General features: G+C 57.8%; 15 protein-coding genes. 12 read left to right on the top strand and 3 right to left on the bottom strand.

Features of this window, described 5'->3' with window-relative positions; all coding sequences use genetic code 11:
- Positions 1–97: 97 nt before the first annotated feature.
- Both ABJI08_RS12055 and rbfA read right to left on the bottom strand, forming a co-directional pair.
- Entirely contained in the window at positions 98–835 is a 738-nt protein-coding gene (locus tag ABJI08_RS12055) for a phosphodiester glycosidase family protein (RefSeq protein WP_348402089.1), read from the bottom strand.
- On the bottom strand, positions 832–1,230 hold the full coding sequence (rbfA, locus tag ABJI08_RS12050) for a 30S ribosome-binding factor RbfA (RefSeq protein ID WP_348402088.1): 399 nt from the start codon (positions 1,228–1,230) through the stop codon (positions 832–834). Before rbfA ends, ABJI08_RS12055 begins: the two co-directional genes overlap by 4 nt.
- Before the next feature lie 102 nt (positions 1,231–1,332).
- Here rbfA and dapB point away from each other — a divergent pair, with 102 nt between their 5' ends.
- From dapB to ABJI08_RS12025, 5 genes are all read left to right on the top strand, one after another.
- On the top strand, positions 1,333–2,142 hold the full coding sequence (dapB, locus tag ABJI08_RS12045) for a 4-hydroxy-tetrahydrodipicolinate reductase (protein WP_348402087.1): 810 nt from the start codon (positions 1,333–1,335) through the stop codon (positions 2,140–2,142).
- Positions 2,143–2,339: 197 nt separating this feature from the next.
- Positions 2,340–3,299 (top strand): ABC transporter substrate-binding protein, encoded by a 960-nt coding sequence (locus ABJI08_RS12040; RefSeq protein ID WP_348402086.1) that lies wholly within the window; start codon positions 2,340–2,342, stop codon positions 3,297–3,299.
- Between the two features lie 5 nt (positions 3,300–3,304).
- A complete protein-coding gene (locus ABJI08_RS12035) occupies positions 3,305–4,357 on the top strand; it encodes a glycine betaine/L-proline ABC transporter ATP-binding protein (RefSeq protein ID WP_348402085.1) in 1,053 nt (350 codons plus the stop codon).
- Entirely contained in the window at positions 4,354–6,414 is a 2,061-nt protein-coding gene (locus ABJI08_RS12030) for an ABC transporter permease subunit (RefSeq protein WP_348402084.1), read from the top strand. The genes ABJI08_RS12035 and ABJI08_RS12030 overlap by 4 nt, the downstream gene beginning before the upstream one ends.
- Positions 6,415–6,938: 524 nt before the next feature.
- Entirely contained in the window at positions 6,939–7,910 is a 972-nt protein-coding gene (locus ABJI08_RS12025) for a hypothetical protein (protein WP_348402083.1), read from the top strand.
- A gap of 369 nt (positions 7,911–8,279) precedes the next feature.
- Here ABJI08_RS12025 and ABJI08_RS12020 read toward each other — a convergent pair whose 3' ends face one another.
- Complete coding sequence (locus ABJI08_RS12020; RefSeq protein WP_348402082.1) at positions 8,280–8,471, bottom strand: DUF1674 domain-containing protein; 192 nt, start codon at positions 8,469–8,471, stop codon at positions 8,280–8,282.
- Between the two features lie 78 nt (positions 8,472–8,549).
- On the opposite strand from ABJI08_RS12020, the gene ABJI08_RS12015 reads away from it, so the two are divergent.
- From ABJI08_RS12015 to ABJI08_RS11985, 7 genes are all read left to right on the top strand, one after another.
- On the top strand, positions 8,550–9,821 hold the full coding sequence (locus ABJI08_RS12015; RefSeq protein ID WP_348402081.1) for a transcription antitermination factor NusB: 1,272 nt from the start codon (positions 8,550–8,552) through the stop codon (positions 9,819–9,821).
- 160 nt (positions 9,822–9,981) lie between these two features.
- Complete coding sequence (locus ABJI08_RS12010) at positions 9,982–11,724, top strand: heparinase II/III family protein (RefSeq protein ID WP_348402080.1); 1,743 nt, start codon at positions 9,982–9,984, stop codon at positions 11,722–11,724.
- A 22-nt stretch (positions 11,725–11,746) separates the two neighbouring features.
- Positions 11,747–13,336, top strand: a complete 1,590-nt coding sequence (purH, locus tag ABJI08_RS12005) for a bifunctional phosphoribosylaminoimidazolecarboxamide formyltransferase/IMP cyclohydrolase (protein WP_348402079.1) — start codon at positions 11,747–11,749, stop codon at positions 13,334–13,336.
- Positions 13,337–13,451: 115 nt separating this feature from the next.
- Complete coding sequence (lspA, locus tag ABJI08_RS12000) at positions 13,452–13,922, top strand: signal peptidase II (protein WP_348402078.1); 471 nt, start codon at positions 13,452–13,454, stop codon at positions 13,920–13,922.
- Between the two features lie 58 nt (positions 13,923–13,980).
- Entirely contained in the window at positions 13,981–14,487 is a 507-nt protein-coding gene (locus ABJI08_RS11995) for a DUF3035 domain-containing protein (protein WP_348402077.1), read from the top strand.
- Positions 14,488–14,590: 103 nt separating this feature from the next.
- Positions 14,591–15,925 (top strand): pitrilysin family protein, encoded by a 1,335-nt coding sequence (locus ABJI08_RS11990; protein WP_348402076.1) that lies wholly within the window; start codon positions 14,591–14,593, stop codon positions 15,923–15,925.
- Complete coding sequence (locus ABJI08_RS11985) at positions 15,922–17,220, top strand: pitrilysin family protein (RefSeq protein ID WP_348402075.1); 1,299 nt, start codon at positions 15,922–15,924, stop codon at positions 17,218–17,220. Before ABJI08_RS11990 ends, ABJI08_RS11985 begins: the two co-directional genes overlap by 4 nt.
- Positions 17,221–17,228 lie beyond the last annotated feature (8 nt).

The following is a 17,228-nucleotide window of genomic DNA, read 5'->3' as shown; positions in this document are numbered from 1 at the left end:
AATTGAAGGTGAAGGCGGCGGGGTAGCGGATCGGGCGCGGGCTGTCAATTTCCAGGAGCCGGGTTGGTGGTCGCAAATCGGTGGATTTGACGGGTTTTCAGTCTGCCGTGACGACGCCAACAATAGGCCCCATCCAGAACCCGGCATCCGACCGGTCGATCTGGGGCGCGTGCAAGCGGCTGACCTTGCCATCAAAGAACAGCGCGTTTGGTTTGTTCAAAGCATCGCGAAAAAAGCTACCGAATTCGTGAAACGTGACCCGATTGTTGGAAATGGCAAACACCACCCGTTGCCCGTCATCGCTGGTACCGACGCCATTGCGCACATGGCGCGATGTGCCGTCTGGCAGAAACCGCGGGTGCAGTTCGCCGTCAATCACCAGCATGGGCCCGGACTGTGTTGCAAAACGGCAATCGGGTGCTTCGCGCTCAAAGCGCAGCGTTTCAAACACGTCCGCGCGATCCGGGCGAATGCAAAAAACACCATTGGGCAAGAGGCCAAAATTGCCCTTGCTCGCACCTGTCAACAGACGTGCGACAGGTTGACCGTCTTCGACATAATGTCCAACCGGGGCACGGTCAGGGTGGTACATGCCCGCGTTCATTGCGAAAGACAAAACCTGTGTCTCAGGCAAGGCGCGCGCGACCCTTGAAAACTGACCCAGCACATCGCCGCTGTCATCTTTCAAAAACAGGCGCAGATCTTCCCTGGCCGCGTCCACCTCGCACACAGTGTAAGAATTGCCTAGGTATTCAGTATCCTGACACGTGACCGCATAGGCCAGTTGCGGAGCCAGAAAGGTCAGGAGTGTCAGGGCGAACGTGACAGGTTTCACTGGTCGTCAGTGTCCTGCCGGACCCGGTCTTCGGACAGCATGCGCCGGGTGTCATCCATCTGGTCAAACGTGTGATCCAGCTGAAACCGCAGATCAGGCGCGTATTTCAGGCCGGTCTTTTTGCCGATCACGCGGCGCAGTTCGCCTTTGTTGCGTGCCAGCAGAGCGACCACTTCATCGCGACCTTTGCCGCCCAGTGGCAGAACATAGGCCGTCGCGATCTTGAGATCGGGGGATGTGCGCACTTCGCCGACGGTGATGGACATGCGATTAAGGTCAGGATCGTGCACGTCGCCCCGGGCCAAAACCTCGGACAAGGTGCGACGGATCAGTTCGCCAACGCGCAGTTGGCGCTGAGAGGGGCCGGAGCCTTCGTGGAGTCTGTTCTTTGCCATGGCTCTCACTTATGCGTTTCGCAAGGCTTTGCCAAGCGGGCAGGCATTGGGTAAGCAGGGCGCAGTATCACTGAACTGACCGCCAGACATGGAGACAGCAATATGGAAGACCTGCCGGGTATCGTAATCACCGGGGCCTCGGGCCGCATGGGGCAGATGCTGATCAAGACTGTGGTCGACAGCGACAAGGTCCGGCTGGTCGGTGCCATTGAACGTCAGGGCCACGACTGGGTCGGGCGCGATGTGGGCGAGGCGATGGGCGGCGGCGCATTGGGCGTTGCGGTCACGGATGACCCGCTTGAGGCATTTGCCAAAGCGCAGGCGGTGATTGACTTTACCGCACCGGCGGCGACCATTGAATTTGCAAAACTGGCGGCTCAGGCGCGTGCGGTGCACGTGATCGGAACGACAGGCATGACGGACGACGATATTGCCAAGCTGGCACCATGTGCGCTGCATGCCGTGATTGTCCGTGCAGGCAACATGAGCCTTGGCGTGAACCTGTTGACACAGTTGACCCGCAAAGTGGCTGCCGCGCTGGACGAGGATTTCGACATCGAGGTCATCGAGGCGCATCACCACCACAAGGTTGATGCACCATCAGGCACGGCGTTGATGCTGGGCGAGGCCGCCGCCGAAGGGCGCGGTGTTGCGCTTGGCGACGTCGCAGACCGGGGGCGGGATGGAATCACCGGGGCACGTAAACGCGGTGACATCGGGTTCACGGCCATTCGTGGCGGTGACATTGTCGGCGAACATGATGTGATGTTTGCGGCTGCCGGAGAACGGATTGTGCTGCGTCATATCGCGACAGACCGGACCGTATTTGCGCGTGGTGCCCTTAAGGCGGCGATATGGGGAATGTCCCGGAAACCCGGGGAATATGATATGCTGGATGTGCTTGGCCTGTAGGTCTAACGGCGAACGTCCCCTTGTCTCAGCATCTGGTTTTCGCGGGCGAAAGCAATGGGCGCTTTGCTTTCAAGACCCGCGATTCGTCGGTAAGGTCGAGAAATAATTCTTGGCACAAAGGCGTGTGCGTGGTTTTATGTGTATAACAAAAATTGAATGGCCATTTAAATTTCAGGCCGGAATTCAGGGAGAAGACCATGAAAACTACCATGCATATGGGCCTTTCAGTATTGGCGCTGATGGCTGCTGGCGTTGCCGGAGCTGCCGAAATGGGCGACGTGGATGAGCCGATCAAACTGGCCATCAACGAATGGACCGGACAGCACGTCACCACACATGTCGCGGGCGAAATGCTTAAAGCGGCCGGATACAAAGTCGAGTTTGTCACGGCTGGTATGATGAACCAGTTCCAGGCCATTGCTGACGGTGACATTCACGCGACACTGGAGATCTGGTCGTCCAACGTGTCTGATCAGTACGGCGTTCTCAAAGGCGAAGGTAAACTGGAAGAGCTGTCCGATCTGGGTCTGAACGCGCGCGAAGGCATTGCCTATCCCGCGCATGTGGCCGAGTTGTGCCCCGGACTGCCCGCATGGGAAGCGCTGCAAAACTGCGCTGTGGCCTTTGCGACAGCTGAGACAATCCCGATGGGCCGGTTGGTCGATTACCCCGCAGATTGGGGCACACCGGGTGCAGACCGGATGGTGGGATTGGGCCTGCCGTTCAAAGCTGTGCCAGCAGGGTCCGAAGGCGCGTTGATCGCTGAGTTGCGGGCGTCTACGGAAAAGAAATCACCTTTGCTGATTACGTTCTGGCAACCGCACTGGGCGATGTCGGCCTATGATGTACAGTTTGTCGACCTGCCTGCAGGCGAGGCAGCCTGTTTTGACGATCCGGCATGGGGCCCGAACCCGAACGCTGTCAATGACTGTGACTTCGCACCTTCGCGCATCTTCAAAGCCGGATGGCCGGGTCTGAAAGACAAATGGCCAGCCGCGCATGAAATTCTGGTGAATTATACGCTGGCCGTCGAAGATCAGCAGCCCATGATGGGTGCGGTTGATGTGTCCGGCGACGCTGTTGAAGATGTTGTCGGGGCTTGGATGGGCGCCAATGAGGGCAAGTGGAAACCCGTTGTCGACGCGGCAATTCAGTAAGCCTGATGCCAGACGTCGATAGCACAGCACCGGCGATTGCGGTCGAAGGCCTGTGGCAGGTCTTTGGCACAAACGCCACATCGGCCTTGCGCGATGCGCGCGAGGCCGGGGATTCCCGGGCGATTGCGGAAGCTCTGATCAGCAAGGACCTGATCCCGGCTGTGAGGGACGCAAATTTCGAGGTGCGCTCGGGGGAGTTGTTTGTGATCATGGGTTTGTCTGGATCCGGCAAGTCCACATTGATCCGCTGTATCTCGCGCCTGGTCGAACCGACCGGCGGGTCTGTGCATATCGACGGAGAAGACATTCTTCAGGCGTCTGAAAAGCGCCTGATCGAATTGCGGCGTAATAAACTGGGCATGGTGTTCCAGCATTTTGGCCTGTTCCCGCATATGAGTGTTGTCGACAATGTTGGCTTCCCTTTGAAAATGCAGGGCGCGAATAAAGCTGACCGCAAAAAGCGCGCCATGGAAGTGATCGACCTTGTCGGGTTGACAGGGCGCGAAAACGCCTATCCCCGCGAGCTGTCCGGTGGGCAGCGGCAACGTGTTGGAATTGCACGGTCTTTGGCAGTGAATCCGGACATCTGGTTTCTGGACGAACCGTTTTCCGCGCTGGATCCGTTGATCCGAAGACAGCTGCAGGACGAGTTTCTGAACATTCAGGCGACGTTGAAAAAATCGATTGTCTTCATCACGCATGACATCACCGAAGCGCTGAAACTGGCGGATCGCATTGCCATCATGAAAGACGGCGAAATCGTTCAGATCGGTACGCCGGAAGAGATCGTTTTGCGCCCCGTGAACGACTATGTCGCAGAGTTTTCCAAAGATGTGGCCAAAGGCAAACACGCCTGTGTTGAATCTGTCATGACGCAGGAAATCCCTGATACTATGCCGGATGATCCCGGTCTGCGTGTTGGGATGACGCTCGATATGGCGCTGGCCAAATGCATGTCACTTTATGAGCCAGTGCCGGTGCATGATGCTGACGGCAAACTGGTTGGCGCGGTGCAGCCCGGTGATCTGGCTGCGGCACTACAGGTCGAAGATACATGAGCCTGGCGGATGTCCTGCCAGGCCGCGCAACCCTGTCGCGCGGTGCACAAGCTGCGTTGCTGGTTTTGGGCGTGGCTGTGCTGTGTCGTTTGTTGGGTGCGCAAGCGCCCTGGCTGGTGGGGTGGCCCAGTGCGCTGACCGTGCCAATGACCGACTGGGTGGGCACCGGCGCCACGTGGTTTCTGAGTGTTTTTAAACCGATAGCGCGGGCATTTTCCTTTTTGCTGAGCTTTCCCATGGATTGGGTCAGCGGGCTTTTGGGGAATACACCCTGGCCGCTGATCGTTGGCTGTGTAACGGCGCTGGGCTGGATGATTGGCGGGCTGAGAATGGCCGCACTGGGGGCTTTCGGGCTCGGATTTATCGTGCTTTCGGGCTATTGGGCCGAGAGCATGAACACGCTGGCGCTGGTCGTTGTATCCGTGCCGTTGGCCATGCTCAGCGGCTTGGCGATTGGTGTGCTTGCCTATGAATATCCGCGTGTCAAAGCTCCTGTACAGGCCTTGCTTGACGTGATGCAGACCGTACCGACCTTTGCTTATCTCACGCCTTTGCTGGTGCTGTTTGGCTTTGGCCCAGTGGTGGGGCTGATCGCGTCGGCGATCTATGCAGCGCCGCCTATGGCGCGCAATGTTTTGCTTGGGCTGGAACGGGTGGACAATGAAATCCGCGAGGCAGCGGTGATGTCCGGGGGTACCCGTCGTCAGCAATTGTTTCTTGTCGAATTGCCCGCCGCAACCACGCAGATCATGGTGGGTGTGAACCAATGTCTGATGGCCGCATTGTCGATGGTCATCATCGCAGCGGTGATCGGCGGCTTTGATGATATCGGTTGGGAAGTTCTGCTCACTATGCGTAAGGCCTTGTTTGGACAATCTTTTTTGGCAGGTCTTGTGATTGTGGTTTTCGCGATTGTGATTGACCGCATGTCCGGTGCGCTGGCGCATCAGCGCCCGTCGCAGGATCGGCGCGTGGCCTGGAGCATTGTGGCGGTTGGTGCCGTGCTGTCGGTTTGGGCATGGTCCGCCGGATGGGATCCGTCGCAAATGGCGGCGTTTGACGGCGCTGCTGACCGGGTTGATGCGGCGGTTGGAACGTTCACCGCCAATCAGGGCGCGACGTTGGATGCGATCAAGAACAACGTCATGTTTTATGGGCTTTTGCCGTTGCGGATCGGGTTGGGGGATGCCGTTTTGCCCTTTACCTGGGGGTTCCAGTGGACAGCCATGCACAGCGCGGTTTTTTATGGCGTGGCCATTTTGATTGCAGCACTGCTGGCGTGGCGTGGACGGTTGACCGCCGGTCTATGCGTGATGATCTTTGCGGTGGTTCTGGAAACCGGTATCGCGCAATTGCCGTGGCCGTTGGTGATTATCGGCACCGGGGCCTTGGGCTGGGTGTCGGGCGGGTGGAAGCTGACCCGGTTGGTGACCCTCCTTTTGGGACTTATCCTGATTTCAGGTCTTTGGGACCGTGCGCTGCTTTCTCTATATCTATCAGGAGCTTCTGTGGTTGCCTGTGCGCTCACAGGTGGTGCGCTGGGCCTGTGGGCGGCGGTCAGCACAACCGCTTGGCGGGTGATCCGACCGGCCTGTGATCTGTTGCAGACCATCCCGCTTTTCGTGTTCCTGATTCCGGTTCTGATGTTCTTTCAAATCGGTGAATTCTCGGCCTTTCTGGCGATTTGCCTGTATGCCGTTGTGCCCATGATCCGCTATACGCGGCATGGTCTGATCAACACGCCCGAAGACATGATTGAGGCCGCTCAGGCCAGCGGTGCGGGTAAGTGGCAGGTGATGTTCGAAGTGCGTGCGCCTTATGCGGCGCCGACGATCCTTTTGGGGCTGAACCAGACCATTTTGTACGCCTTTGCCATGCTGGTGATTGCCGCGCTGATCGGCACCACCGGGTTGGGTCAGTCGATCTATCTGGCGCTGGGGCAAGCAGATGTCGGGCTGGGTCTGACGGCGGGGGCGGCGATGGCGATTTTGGCCTTGGTTGCCGATCGGCTGGTGCAGGGATTTGCCGAAGAACGCCGTCGTGCGCTGGGATTGTAAAACACGCAACGAATCATGGTTAGCGTCTGTGTCTTTAGGGGTTTTGTGTATCTGCAGCGCGTCGGTTCCGCGTCGGTATTGCGTCAGTTTGAAATGCAAAAACACGCTGGTTAAGACACCGAACGCTTGTTTTTGTTATGTGATACCATATCGGTTTGAGCGCGACTGACACGGGAAACTCTGTTACAATCTGAGTTTGGGGGCTGTTGTCTGACAGACAGCCTAAAGCCGATGCCGATAAGACCGATGCCGTCGTCTACAATTCTAACCCATGGAACGAATTTGTATGGTACCCAGGTCCGAGCGCTAATGTCTATTTTCGCGGACAAAGTGTGAATTCGCTGCAGTTGCCCCAACGGCTACTTTGGCGAGAACCGCATCTACAAGATGCATGCTTTCGCACGCCAGAAACGGTTGTTTTTTGATACAGTGGTATTGGAAGGGGGTTCTTGTCCTGCGTGTGCCAAACTGATGATTTTCTGTTAGCTAGTTCATATATGAGTAGTAGCTAAGCAGGAGTTGAAATGTCGACAGCCAACATTGCATTCATTCCCGGTGTCAGCGCGCATCGGGCATTATATTTTCCCAAAGTACATGCGGTTTCAAAGAGACCGGTTCCTCAGTTTGAAGCAAGTGGGGCATTGAAACTAGCGACTCTACTCTATGAGCAGATCGTTTTCGATTGGACGTCGCAAGCGATAGATGAAGCTTGCAGATACTCAAAAATTGATCGGCCGAATAACTGGGTATCAGCTGATGAATATTCAAGCATCACGGGAGTGAATTCATTTCGTCAGTATCTTGATTCGCGAGAATTGACGGACCCGAAGAAATTTTATTCAGCTCTTGGCGATCTGACAACAGAGCTCGACGCTTTGTGCGGTGACGAAACTACTATCGTAATGGACGACCCTGTTCATCAAGCCATGGCATCTAACAGTGTAACGATGGAAAAATCCGCTAATTCCTTGAATGCTATTCAATCAATCTTCAACTGGTCTGCTTTCAACGTTTCGGTGCAGTCTACTCTGACCTGTTTGACAAGCTTTGAACGGGCGGTGGCAACCGCATACTTCGGCATGAGTGATGATCCACGCCCAACTACTATAAATCACAACCTTACGCTTCCATTCTTCGATTTTGATCAAGTCTCTTGGGAGAGCGTGAAGTCATATGGTGCCGACCCCAGGCTCAAAGAGTTTCATGAGTGGGTAAACAGCGGACTTGCCAATCAATCTGTGGACGTGAGCAAAGAAATGACAACTGGCATGTTCGAACTTTTATCAAGACTCGGTAACCCCAATAAGGCGGCAAAACTGAATCTTGGCCTTAGCTGTATGCCTTTGCCAATTCCGGTCAACCCTGTCAGCATCGGACTGGGTGTCAAAGATATGGTGGAAAGTCGCAAGCTGAACAGAGAGTATGGGTGGCTCTTTGCATTCATGGAAGTTGCACATTCAGTTGAACAGACGAATGACAATCCTGCACAAGTCTAAAAATAGCTTAGACCCGTACGTTTCTGTTACCGGCCAGAACGCTCGTTTTTGTCACCAAGGGCGTGACGTCCGAAATCACTAAATATTCTTATGCCACAAACCCTTGGCAAAACTCCGTTTGGTTTTGGCAGGTTTTTGATAATCTCAAGAAAACTGGACGTTCGTACGAAGCGCAGCATCATACACTCTGGGCTCCAAGCCGCCATTCATTACGTCGAGTGCAATTGTTCGAAGAGGCGCTGTCTCAAGTTAGGTGTTCGTCGAAATGGTCCTAAGGCTTCGCGCATCAGTGACCGCGAAGCGCGTTGCCGGGCATGGAGATTTTTCGTTGACCGTAGCGGTTGTGAGGGCGCTGTGCACAGGACGCCCTCAAAAATCGATGGCGATGCCTTTTTTCTCCCAGTCGCCATAGCGCACGGGGTCGAGGCCGTCGCGACCGCCCAGTTCTGTAGGCAATTGCTCTTTTGACGCCTTTTTGCGGCGCTCTTCGGCTTCGGCCAGCGCGCGTTTTGCGGCGGGGGGCAGGTCGGGTGTGTCGGATGTGGCGGTCTCATCGCTCATAACGGGTTCCTTTCGGGGCTGGCCCTTGATATACGCGCCCGTCCGCCATGGGCAAGAGAACAAGGAGTCGCGAGCCACATGTCCAATTCCGGGGTACAGACCCGCCGCAGTGCCGTTTATTTGCTGGATCAGGTTTTGGGAGAAGGCCGCTTGCTGTCTGAGCTGATTGGCTCGGGTGCGCTGGAGAGGCTGGAGCCGCAGGATCGCGCGCGCGCGCAGCGCCTGGCGACAGAGACCTTGCGCGGGTTGGAACGCGCGGACCGGTTGTTGCAGAAACACTTGCAGAAATATCCGCCACTGACAGTGCGCAATGTGCTGCGGCTGGCCACGGTAGAGCTGTGTCAGGGTGGCGCGGCGCATGGTGTGGTCAATGATGCGGTCGAGATTGTTGCGCGCAACAAGCGGACCAAGGCGATGAAGGGTTTGGTGAACGCGGTGCTGCGCAAAGTAGCGGCGCAAGGCCCTGACGCATGGAATGCGCTGCGCGTGCCGCGCTTGCCCAAGTGGCTGCGCAAGCCGTTGGTCGAGGCATATGACGGTGAAACAGTGCTGGCTATGGAAGCCGCGCAATACCGTAGCGTTCCGGTGGATTTGACACCCAAGAGCGACGCGGCGGCTTTGGCTGAGGCGGTGAAGGGCACACTGTTGCCGACCGGATCTGTGCGCCTGCAGGATGCGGGACAAGTGTCGGCGCTGCCGGGGTTTAAGGCCGGAGACTGGTGGGTTCAGGACGCCGCTGCCGCGATTCCGGCGCGGGTGCTGAATGCGCAAAAGGGCGAAACGGTGCTTGATCTGTGTGCGGCGCCGGGGGGCAAGACCATGCAACTGGCCGCCACCGGTGCCGAGGTTACTGCGGTGGATGACAATCCCGCGCGCATGGAGCGGGTGCGGGAAAACCTGAAACGCACCGGGTTGAAGGCAAAGTTGATCGTCGGTGACGTGATGGCACAAACCGGCACGTGGGACGCGATCCTGCTCGACGCGCCATGTTCCGCAACAGGCACGATGCGCCGCCACCCGGATTTGCCGCATGCCAAGGATGGCAGCGAATTTGCCGAGTTGATTGGCCTGCAGTCGTGGATGCTGGACCATGCGGTATCGTTGCTCAAGCCCGGTGGGCGGTTGGTGTTTTGCACCTGTTCGCTGTTGCCCGACGAAGGCGAAGTGCAGATCGACGAAGCGCTGGAGCGCCACAAAGGGCTGAGCGTAGATAAAAGCGCGCTGGATCTGCCCGGGATCGATCCTGCATGGATCACCCAGGAGGGCGGGCTGCGGCTGCGCCCGGATTTCTGGGCAGATCAGGGCGGTATGGATGGGTTTTACGTGGCCTGTCTGAAAAAAGACGCGTGATCTGTGCCCGCTTGTCATGAGCGAGCGGTCGCATGCCTTTCGTTGTTCCAAAAATACTCAAATTGAGCATTGCCGCGCACTGCGCCGATTCAATCGGTGACTCGGACCTGCAACGCCGTTACACTCGGGCCAAACGCCAAAGAGCGTAGAGGCAGAGCAGATGTCCGACCCAAACAGCATGTCAGCACGCTATACGCGTGTAATGCATCGTATGCATGCGCGTATCTCGACGATGGCGCGTCCGGCAACGGGATTCACCTCGATGCCGGAACCGCGCACGATTGGGCTTTTTGCGCGTGGCAAACAGCTGGTCGCCGGGAATTTTTTGTTTGCAGGCCATCTGGTTACGGCACCTGATACGTCGATCTGGGACATTGATGTGCCTGACGAAGTGTTTGGGCAGGACCTGCACGGATTTGCATGGATGGATGATCTGGCGGCGGTGGGTGACCCGCTGACGCGTGACCGCGCGCAGTTGTGGTTGTGGCGCTGGATTGACCGGTTTGGGCGAGGGCGCGGGCCGGGATGGACGCCGGATCTGACCGGGCGGCGGCTGATTCGCTGGATCAGCCATGCCTTGTTCCTGTTGCGTGCACGTGATGTGGACCAGTCTGACGCATTTTACCGGTCGCTTGCGCAGCAGACGATTTTCCTGAGCCGACGCTGGCACAAGACGCTGCCGGGACTGCCCCGGTTTGAGGCATTGACCGGCCTGATCTATGCCGGGTTGGCGCTTGAGGGGATGGGACGGCATGTTGATCCGGCGCGCAAGGCGCTGGACCGGGAATGCCGCCGTCAGGTGGACGCGCAGGGTGGTATTCCGACGCGTAACCCCGAAGAATTGCTGGAAGTGTTCACCTTGCTGACCTGGGCGGCAACAGCATTGTCCGAGGCCGGGCGCACTGTATCCGATGACCACATGCAAGCGATTGAACGCATCGCCCCCACATTGCGCACCTTGCGCCACGCCGATGGCGGTTTGGCGCGGTTTCACGGGGGTGGGCGCGGTATGGAGGGGCGGTTGGACAGCGCCCTGGCAGAAAGCGCCATCAAGACGCGACAGGCGGATGGTCTGGCGATGGGCTATGCCCGGCTGAGCGCGGGGCGCACCAGCGTGATTGTGGATGCCAGCGTGCCGCCGATTGGCGAAAGCTCGGTCAATGCGCACGCATCGACATTGGCGTTTGAGCTGACCAGCGGGCGCCGTCCGGTGGTGGTGAATTGCGGTTCCGGGGCCAGCTTTGGCGAAGAGTGGCGGCGCGCAGGTCGCGCAACGCCGTCGCATTCCACATTGTCGCTGAACGGATTGTCGAGCGCGCGGCTGGGTGAGCTGGGCCGGGGATGGCGTGAAGAGCAATTGGTGGATGCGCCCAAGGAGGTCCCGATTCAGATGAGTCAGGCACCGGACGGGCTGAGATTTGAGGGCGGGCATGACGGGTATGGGCGCACCCATGGTCTGACTCATGCGCGCACATTAGAGCTGACGTTTGATGGGCGCGGCATGGTGGGCGAAGACCTTTTGGTTGCGCTTGATGATCCGGCAAAGCGGAAATTTGACCGGGCGATGGACGCCAATGCCCTGCAAGGCATCCCGTTTGATATGCGATTCCATTTGCATCCAGAGGCAGATGCAGAGCTGGATATGGGCGGTGCGGCCGTGTCGATTGCCCTCAAAAGCGGTGAATTATGGGTATTCCGGTTCGATGGAGCCGCAAAAATGTCCTTGGATCCCAGTGTTTTTCTTGAAAAAGGCCGATTAAAGCCTCGCGCGACAAAACAGGTCGTTCTATCTGGCGTGGCAATGGAGTATGCGACCCGCATCCGGTGGTCCCTGTCCAAAGCGCACGAAACGTCCGTGGCGATCAGAGATCTGAACCGGGAAGAGCTGGATCTGACACACTGACCTTTTTGGGACCCGAACCGATATGACCGACATGACACCCATCCGCCGCGCCTTGATTTCCGTTTCTGACAAAACCGGGTTGATTGACCTGGGCAAAGCGCTGTCTGAGCGCGGTGTTGATTTGTTGTCGACCGGTGGCAGCGCCAAGGCATTGCGCGACGCTGGGTTGACCGTGACGGATGTAGCGGATGTGACAGGTTTCCCAGAGATGATGGATGGACGGGTGAAAACGCTGCACCCCAAAGTGCATGGCGGGCTGCTGGCGTTGCGCGACAATGCAGACCATGTCGCGGCGATGGACGAGCACGGCATCGGGCCGATCGATTTGCTGGTGGTGAACCTGTACCCGTTTGAGGCAACTGTGGCGGCGGGAGCTGATTATGACACTTGCATTGAAAACATCGACATTGGCGGTCCGGCAATGATCCGTGCGGCGGCCAAAAACCATGGCGACGTGACCGTGGTTGTGGATGTTGCGGATTACGACACTTTGCTGGGCGACATGGACCAGCACAATGGCGCGACTTGTCCCAAGTTCCGCAAAAAGCTGGCGCAGATCGCTTATGCCCGCACCGGCGCCTATGACGCGGCTGTCTCCAACTGGATGGCGGATGCGATTGGCGTTGAAACGCCACGTCGTCGTGCCTTTGCCGGAGAGCTGAAGCAAACGTTGCGCTATGGCGAGAACAGCCACCAGCAGGCCGCGTTCTATACTGACGGATCAAACCGCCCCGGTGTGGCCACCGCTCAGCAGATGCAGGGCAAAGAGCTGAGCTATAACAATATCAACGACACCGACGCCGCGTTTGAGCTGGTGGCTGAGTTTGATCCGGCCAATGGTCCGGCCTGTGCGATCATCAAACACGCCAACCCCTGTGGTGTGGCCGTGGGTGACAGCTTGGTCGGGGCTTATCAAAAGGCGTTTGATTGTGACCGTACCAGCGCATTTGGCGGCATCGTCGCACTGAACCAACCGCTGGACGCGGCCACGGCGTCAAAGATTGTTGAGATTTTCACTGAAGTGGTGATTGCGCCGGGTGCCTCGGATGAGGCCAAGCAGATTTTCGCAGCCAAGAAGAACTTGCGCTTGTTGCTGACCGACGGTTTGCCCGATCCTCGTAAACCGATTGTGGCACACAAGCAGGTGGCCGGTGGCATGCTGGTGCAGGACAAGGATGTCGGCAGCGTCGCAGCAGAAGAGCTGAAGGTCGTGACCAAGAAAGCGCCCACTGAGCAGGAAATGGCCGATCTGCAATTTGCGTGGAAAGTTGCCAAGCACGTCAAATCCAACGCCATTGTCTATGTCAAAGACGGCGCCACCGTAGGTGTGGGTGCTGGTCAGATGAGCCGGTTGGACAGCGCCAACGTGGCCGCCGCCAAAGCCGGTCGGATGGCTGAAGAGCTGGGCCTGAGCGAAAGCCCCGCCAAGGGCAGCGCCGTGGCATCAGATGCGTTTTTCCCCTTTGCTGACGGGCTGCTGGAAGCGGCTGCCGCAGGAGGCAAATGTGTGATCCAGCCGGGTGGGTCCATGCGGGACCAGGAAGTGATTGATGCGGCTGACGAAGCCGGGTTGGCCATGGTGTTCACGGGCATGCGCCATTTCCGTCACTAAGGTCGCGGAACAATTCGCCAGACCCCGATCTGCCCGGGGTTAAGCCAAAAATGAAATGCGTAAGCCTCTGAAAAAAGGGGCGCGCAGCTTCGCTGAGAGGCAGAAAGGGGGCGCGATGCGTCTGGTATTCTGGGCAGGTTTCTGGGCCTTTATTTCGGATCAGGCCAGCAAGTATGTGGTCGTGCACGCAATGAATTTGCGTGAGGTGCTGCACATCGATGTGCTGCCGCCGTTGCTGCAGTTTCATATGGCGTGGAACAAGGGCATCAACTTTGGCCTGTTTGCCAACAATGCCGAGGCGGCGCGTTGGATTCTGATCGCAGTTGCATTGATGATCTCGGTGTTTGTTGTGTTCTGGGTGCGTCGTGAACCGCCCGGAAAATGGGGGCTGATCAGTGCCGGTTTTTTGATTGGCGGTGCGCTGGGCAATGTGATTGACCGGCTGCTGTACGGGGCGGTTGCAGACTTTTTGAACATGTCCTGTTGTGGCATCAACAACCCCTATGCGTTCAATCTGGCGGATGTCTGGATTTTCGCCGGTGCGTTGGGGCTGGTGATATTTGGTGGTGGCAAAAGAGAGGCGTGACGTTTCCGGTGTGATACGGTAAAGCTGAGCGCAAGTTTGCAGGAGGTATGCGATGCGCATGTCGCGTATATTGATTGTTGGTTTGGGTCTGGCTCTGGCTGCGTGCAGCAGTGACAAGGGTGTGCGCCAGCTAAGTTCGACGGGCGACGGTCCGGACGAGTTTCTGGTGATGCCGGGCAAGCCATTGACGCAACCCGAGAATTACGCTGCATTGCCGCCTCCGACACCGGGGCAGGGCAACATTACCGATCTTGACCCGATGGGCGATGCGGTTGTTGCACTGGGCGGGTCGCGGACCGCCCGCAATAACAAGCAGACCATCGGAAAATCCGACGGTGCGCTGGTCAGTTATACGTCGCGCAACGGACGTGCGGCGGATATCCGCCAGACCGTGCTTGCCGAAGACGACGCCTTCCGCAAGAGACGTGGCCGGTTTACGAACTTTAGAATTGGTAAGCAGGACCGCTATAACGAGGTTTATAACCGTCAACAGCTGAACTCGTATGACGAGTGGTGGCGCTGGCGGTCTTCCGGTGCACGGACGCCTGCAGCGCCTCCGGGCTAAACCTGAACGAAATCGTCATCTCACATCTGCGTTTACGCCCTTGCAGCCGTCGGGATCGGGCGTAACTATTTGTGTGAAACGAGTTGGACAGGGAGTCGCGGGAATGATGCGAAGATTTGCTTTGGCACTGGGGGCCGCGCTGATCGCGCTGCCTGCATGGGCCAATGATCTGGTAACGGATTTCACCTTGGACAATGGCATGCAGGTGGTGGTGATCGAAGATCACCGCGCCCCGGTTGTCATGCATATGGTCTGGTATCGCGCGGGTTCCGCAGATGAAAAACCCGGCGTGTCTGGCGTGGCGCATTTTCTGGAACATCTGTTGTTCAAGGCCACGGACAAGCTGGAGTCAGGCGAGTTTTCGGCGACAGTGGCGGCGAATGGCGGGCGTGACAATGCGTTTACCAGTCTGGATTACACCGCCTATTTTCAGCGCGTGGCCACCGACCGGTTAGAGCTGATGATGACGATGGAAAGCGACCGGATGGTCAATATCCGCCTTAGTGAGGAAGAAATCCTGACCGAGCGGGATGTGATCATTGAAGAGCGCAATATGCGTGTGGAAAACAGCCCCGGCGCGCTGTTCCGCGAACAGATGGGCGCAGTGCAGTATTACAACCATCGCTATGGTGTGCCGATCATTGGCTGGCGTCACGAGATGGAAGAGCTGTCTCTGGAAGATGCGCTGGGCTATTACGGCACGTATTACGCGCCCAATAACGCCATTCTGGTGGTTGCCGGTGATGTGCAGCCAGATGAAGTCAGGGCATTGGCCGAGACATATTACGGCGCCATCCCGGCCAACCCGGACTTACCAGCACGTGCGCGCACCAAAGAGCCACCCCAGACATCTCCCCGGCGTATGATTTTCGAAGATGCCCGTGTATCGCAACCTTATGTGACACGGTCCTATCTGGCGCCCGAGCGCAATCCGGGCGACCAGAAAACAGCCGCCGCGTTGACGTTGCTGAGCGAAGTTCTGGGCGGATCGCAGACATCTGTTTTGAACCAGAAACTGCAATTTGAACGCAAGCAGGTGGTCTATTCCGGGGCGTGGTACAGCGGCACATCGCTGGACGAGACCACGTTCAACCTGACGGTTGTGCCGGTGCCGGGGGTGTCGTTGCAGGAAGCCGAAGACGTGATGGACGAGGTTGTGGCCGAGTTTCTGGAGACCGGGGTTGATGAAGATCAGCTTGAGCGGATCAAGATGCAGCTGCGCGCCAGTCAGGTTTATGCGCGTGATGACGTTGAGCGGTTGGCCAATCGCTATGGCCGTGCGCTGACATCCGGGTTGACGATTGAAGATATACAGGCGTGGCCTGATGTGTTGCAGGCGGTGACCGGCGACGACATCATTGCCGCTGCACGGGACGTATTTGACAGAAAACGCTCGGTCACCGGGTGGTTGATGGCACAAGAGGAGGTCACGCAATGATCCGGTTTGCATTGGTAATTGTCGGCTTTTTCGCGGCCTTTCCGGCGGTGGCGGGCATTGAGATCAAAGAGGTCACTTCGCCCGGCGGGATCAAGGCGTGGTTGGTTGAGGAACCTTCCATTCCCTTTGTTGCGCTGGAACTGCGGTTCAAGGGCGGTACGTCTCTGGATGCGCCGGGCAAACGCGGGGCCACCAACCTGATGGTCGGGCTTTTGGAAGAAGGTGCCGGGGATCTGGACGCACAAGGGTTTGCCCGTGCCAGCGAAGCGTTGGCCGCTCAACTGGGGTATGACAGCCATGATGACGCCGTGGCGATTTCAGCGCGCTTTCTGACGGAAAATCAGGATGAGGCGCTGGAATTGCTGCGCTTGTCGCTGATTGAACCGACTTTTCCGCAGGTGGCCGTGGACAGGGTGCGCACGCAGGTTCTGAGCGGGATCCGTTCCAGCGCGACCGACCCGGATGAGATCGCCGGAAAGCGATTTAATGCGCTGGTTTTCGGGGATCATCCGTATGGCTCTGACGGGGCTGGAACAGTGGAAAGCGTGACCGCGCTGACACGTGAGGATATTGTGGCGGCCCATCAGGGTGCGCTGGCCCGGGATCGGCTCTATGTGTCGGCGGTGGGCGATATTACAGTCGAAGAGCTGGGTCCGATGCTGGATCAGTTGCTGGGCGCGCTGCCGGAGACCGGGGCGCCTATGCCAGAGGCCGCGGTAGTGACGCTGGATGGTGGGGTAGAGGTGGTCGAGTTTGAGACGCCGCAATCTGTCGCGCTGTTTGGGCAGCCGGGAATTCACCGCGACGATCCGGATTTTTTTGCGGCTTATCTGCTGAACACCATTTTGGGTGGGGGTGGATTTGAAAGCCGTCTGATGACCGAAGTGCGCGAGAAACGTGGACTGACTTATGGGGTTTATTCGTACCTGGTGCTTAAGGATCTGGCGAACCTGTATCTGGGCAGCGTGGCGTCGGCGAATGACCGGATCGGAGAGGCGATTGAAGTGATCCGTGCTGAATGGGCGCGCATGGCTGAGACCGGAGTGAGCGCAAAGGAACTGGCGGATGCCAAGGCGTTGCTGACGGGAGCCTATCCGTTGCGATTTGACGGCAATGGATCGATTGCCAAGATCATGGTGGGCATGCAGGTGGATCAGATGCCAATTGATTACATCGCAACCCGCAATGCCAAGGTGGATGCGGTGACGTTGGAAGACGTCAACCGGGTGGCTGGCGAATTGCTGGACCCGGATGCGCTGAAATTTGTGGTTGTGGGCAAGCCTGACGGGGTGTGACCCGGAGG

This window comes from Shimia sp., assembly GCF_039969785.1.
GTDB lineage: Bacteria > Pseudomonadota > Alphaproteobacteria > Rhodobacterales > Rhodobacteraceae > Shimia.
Note: the sequence above shows the minus strand (reverse complement) of the source record. Positions and strands in the feature narration are given on the sequence as shown.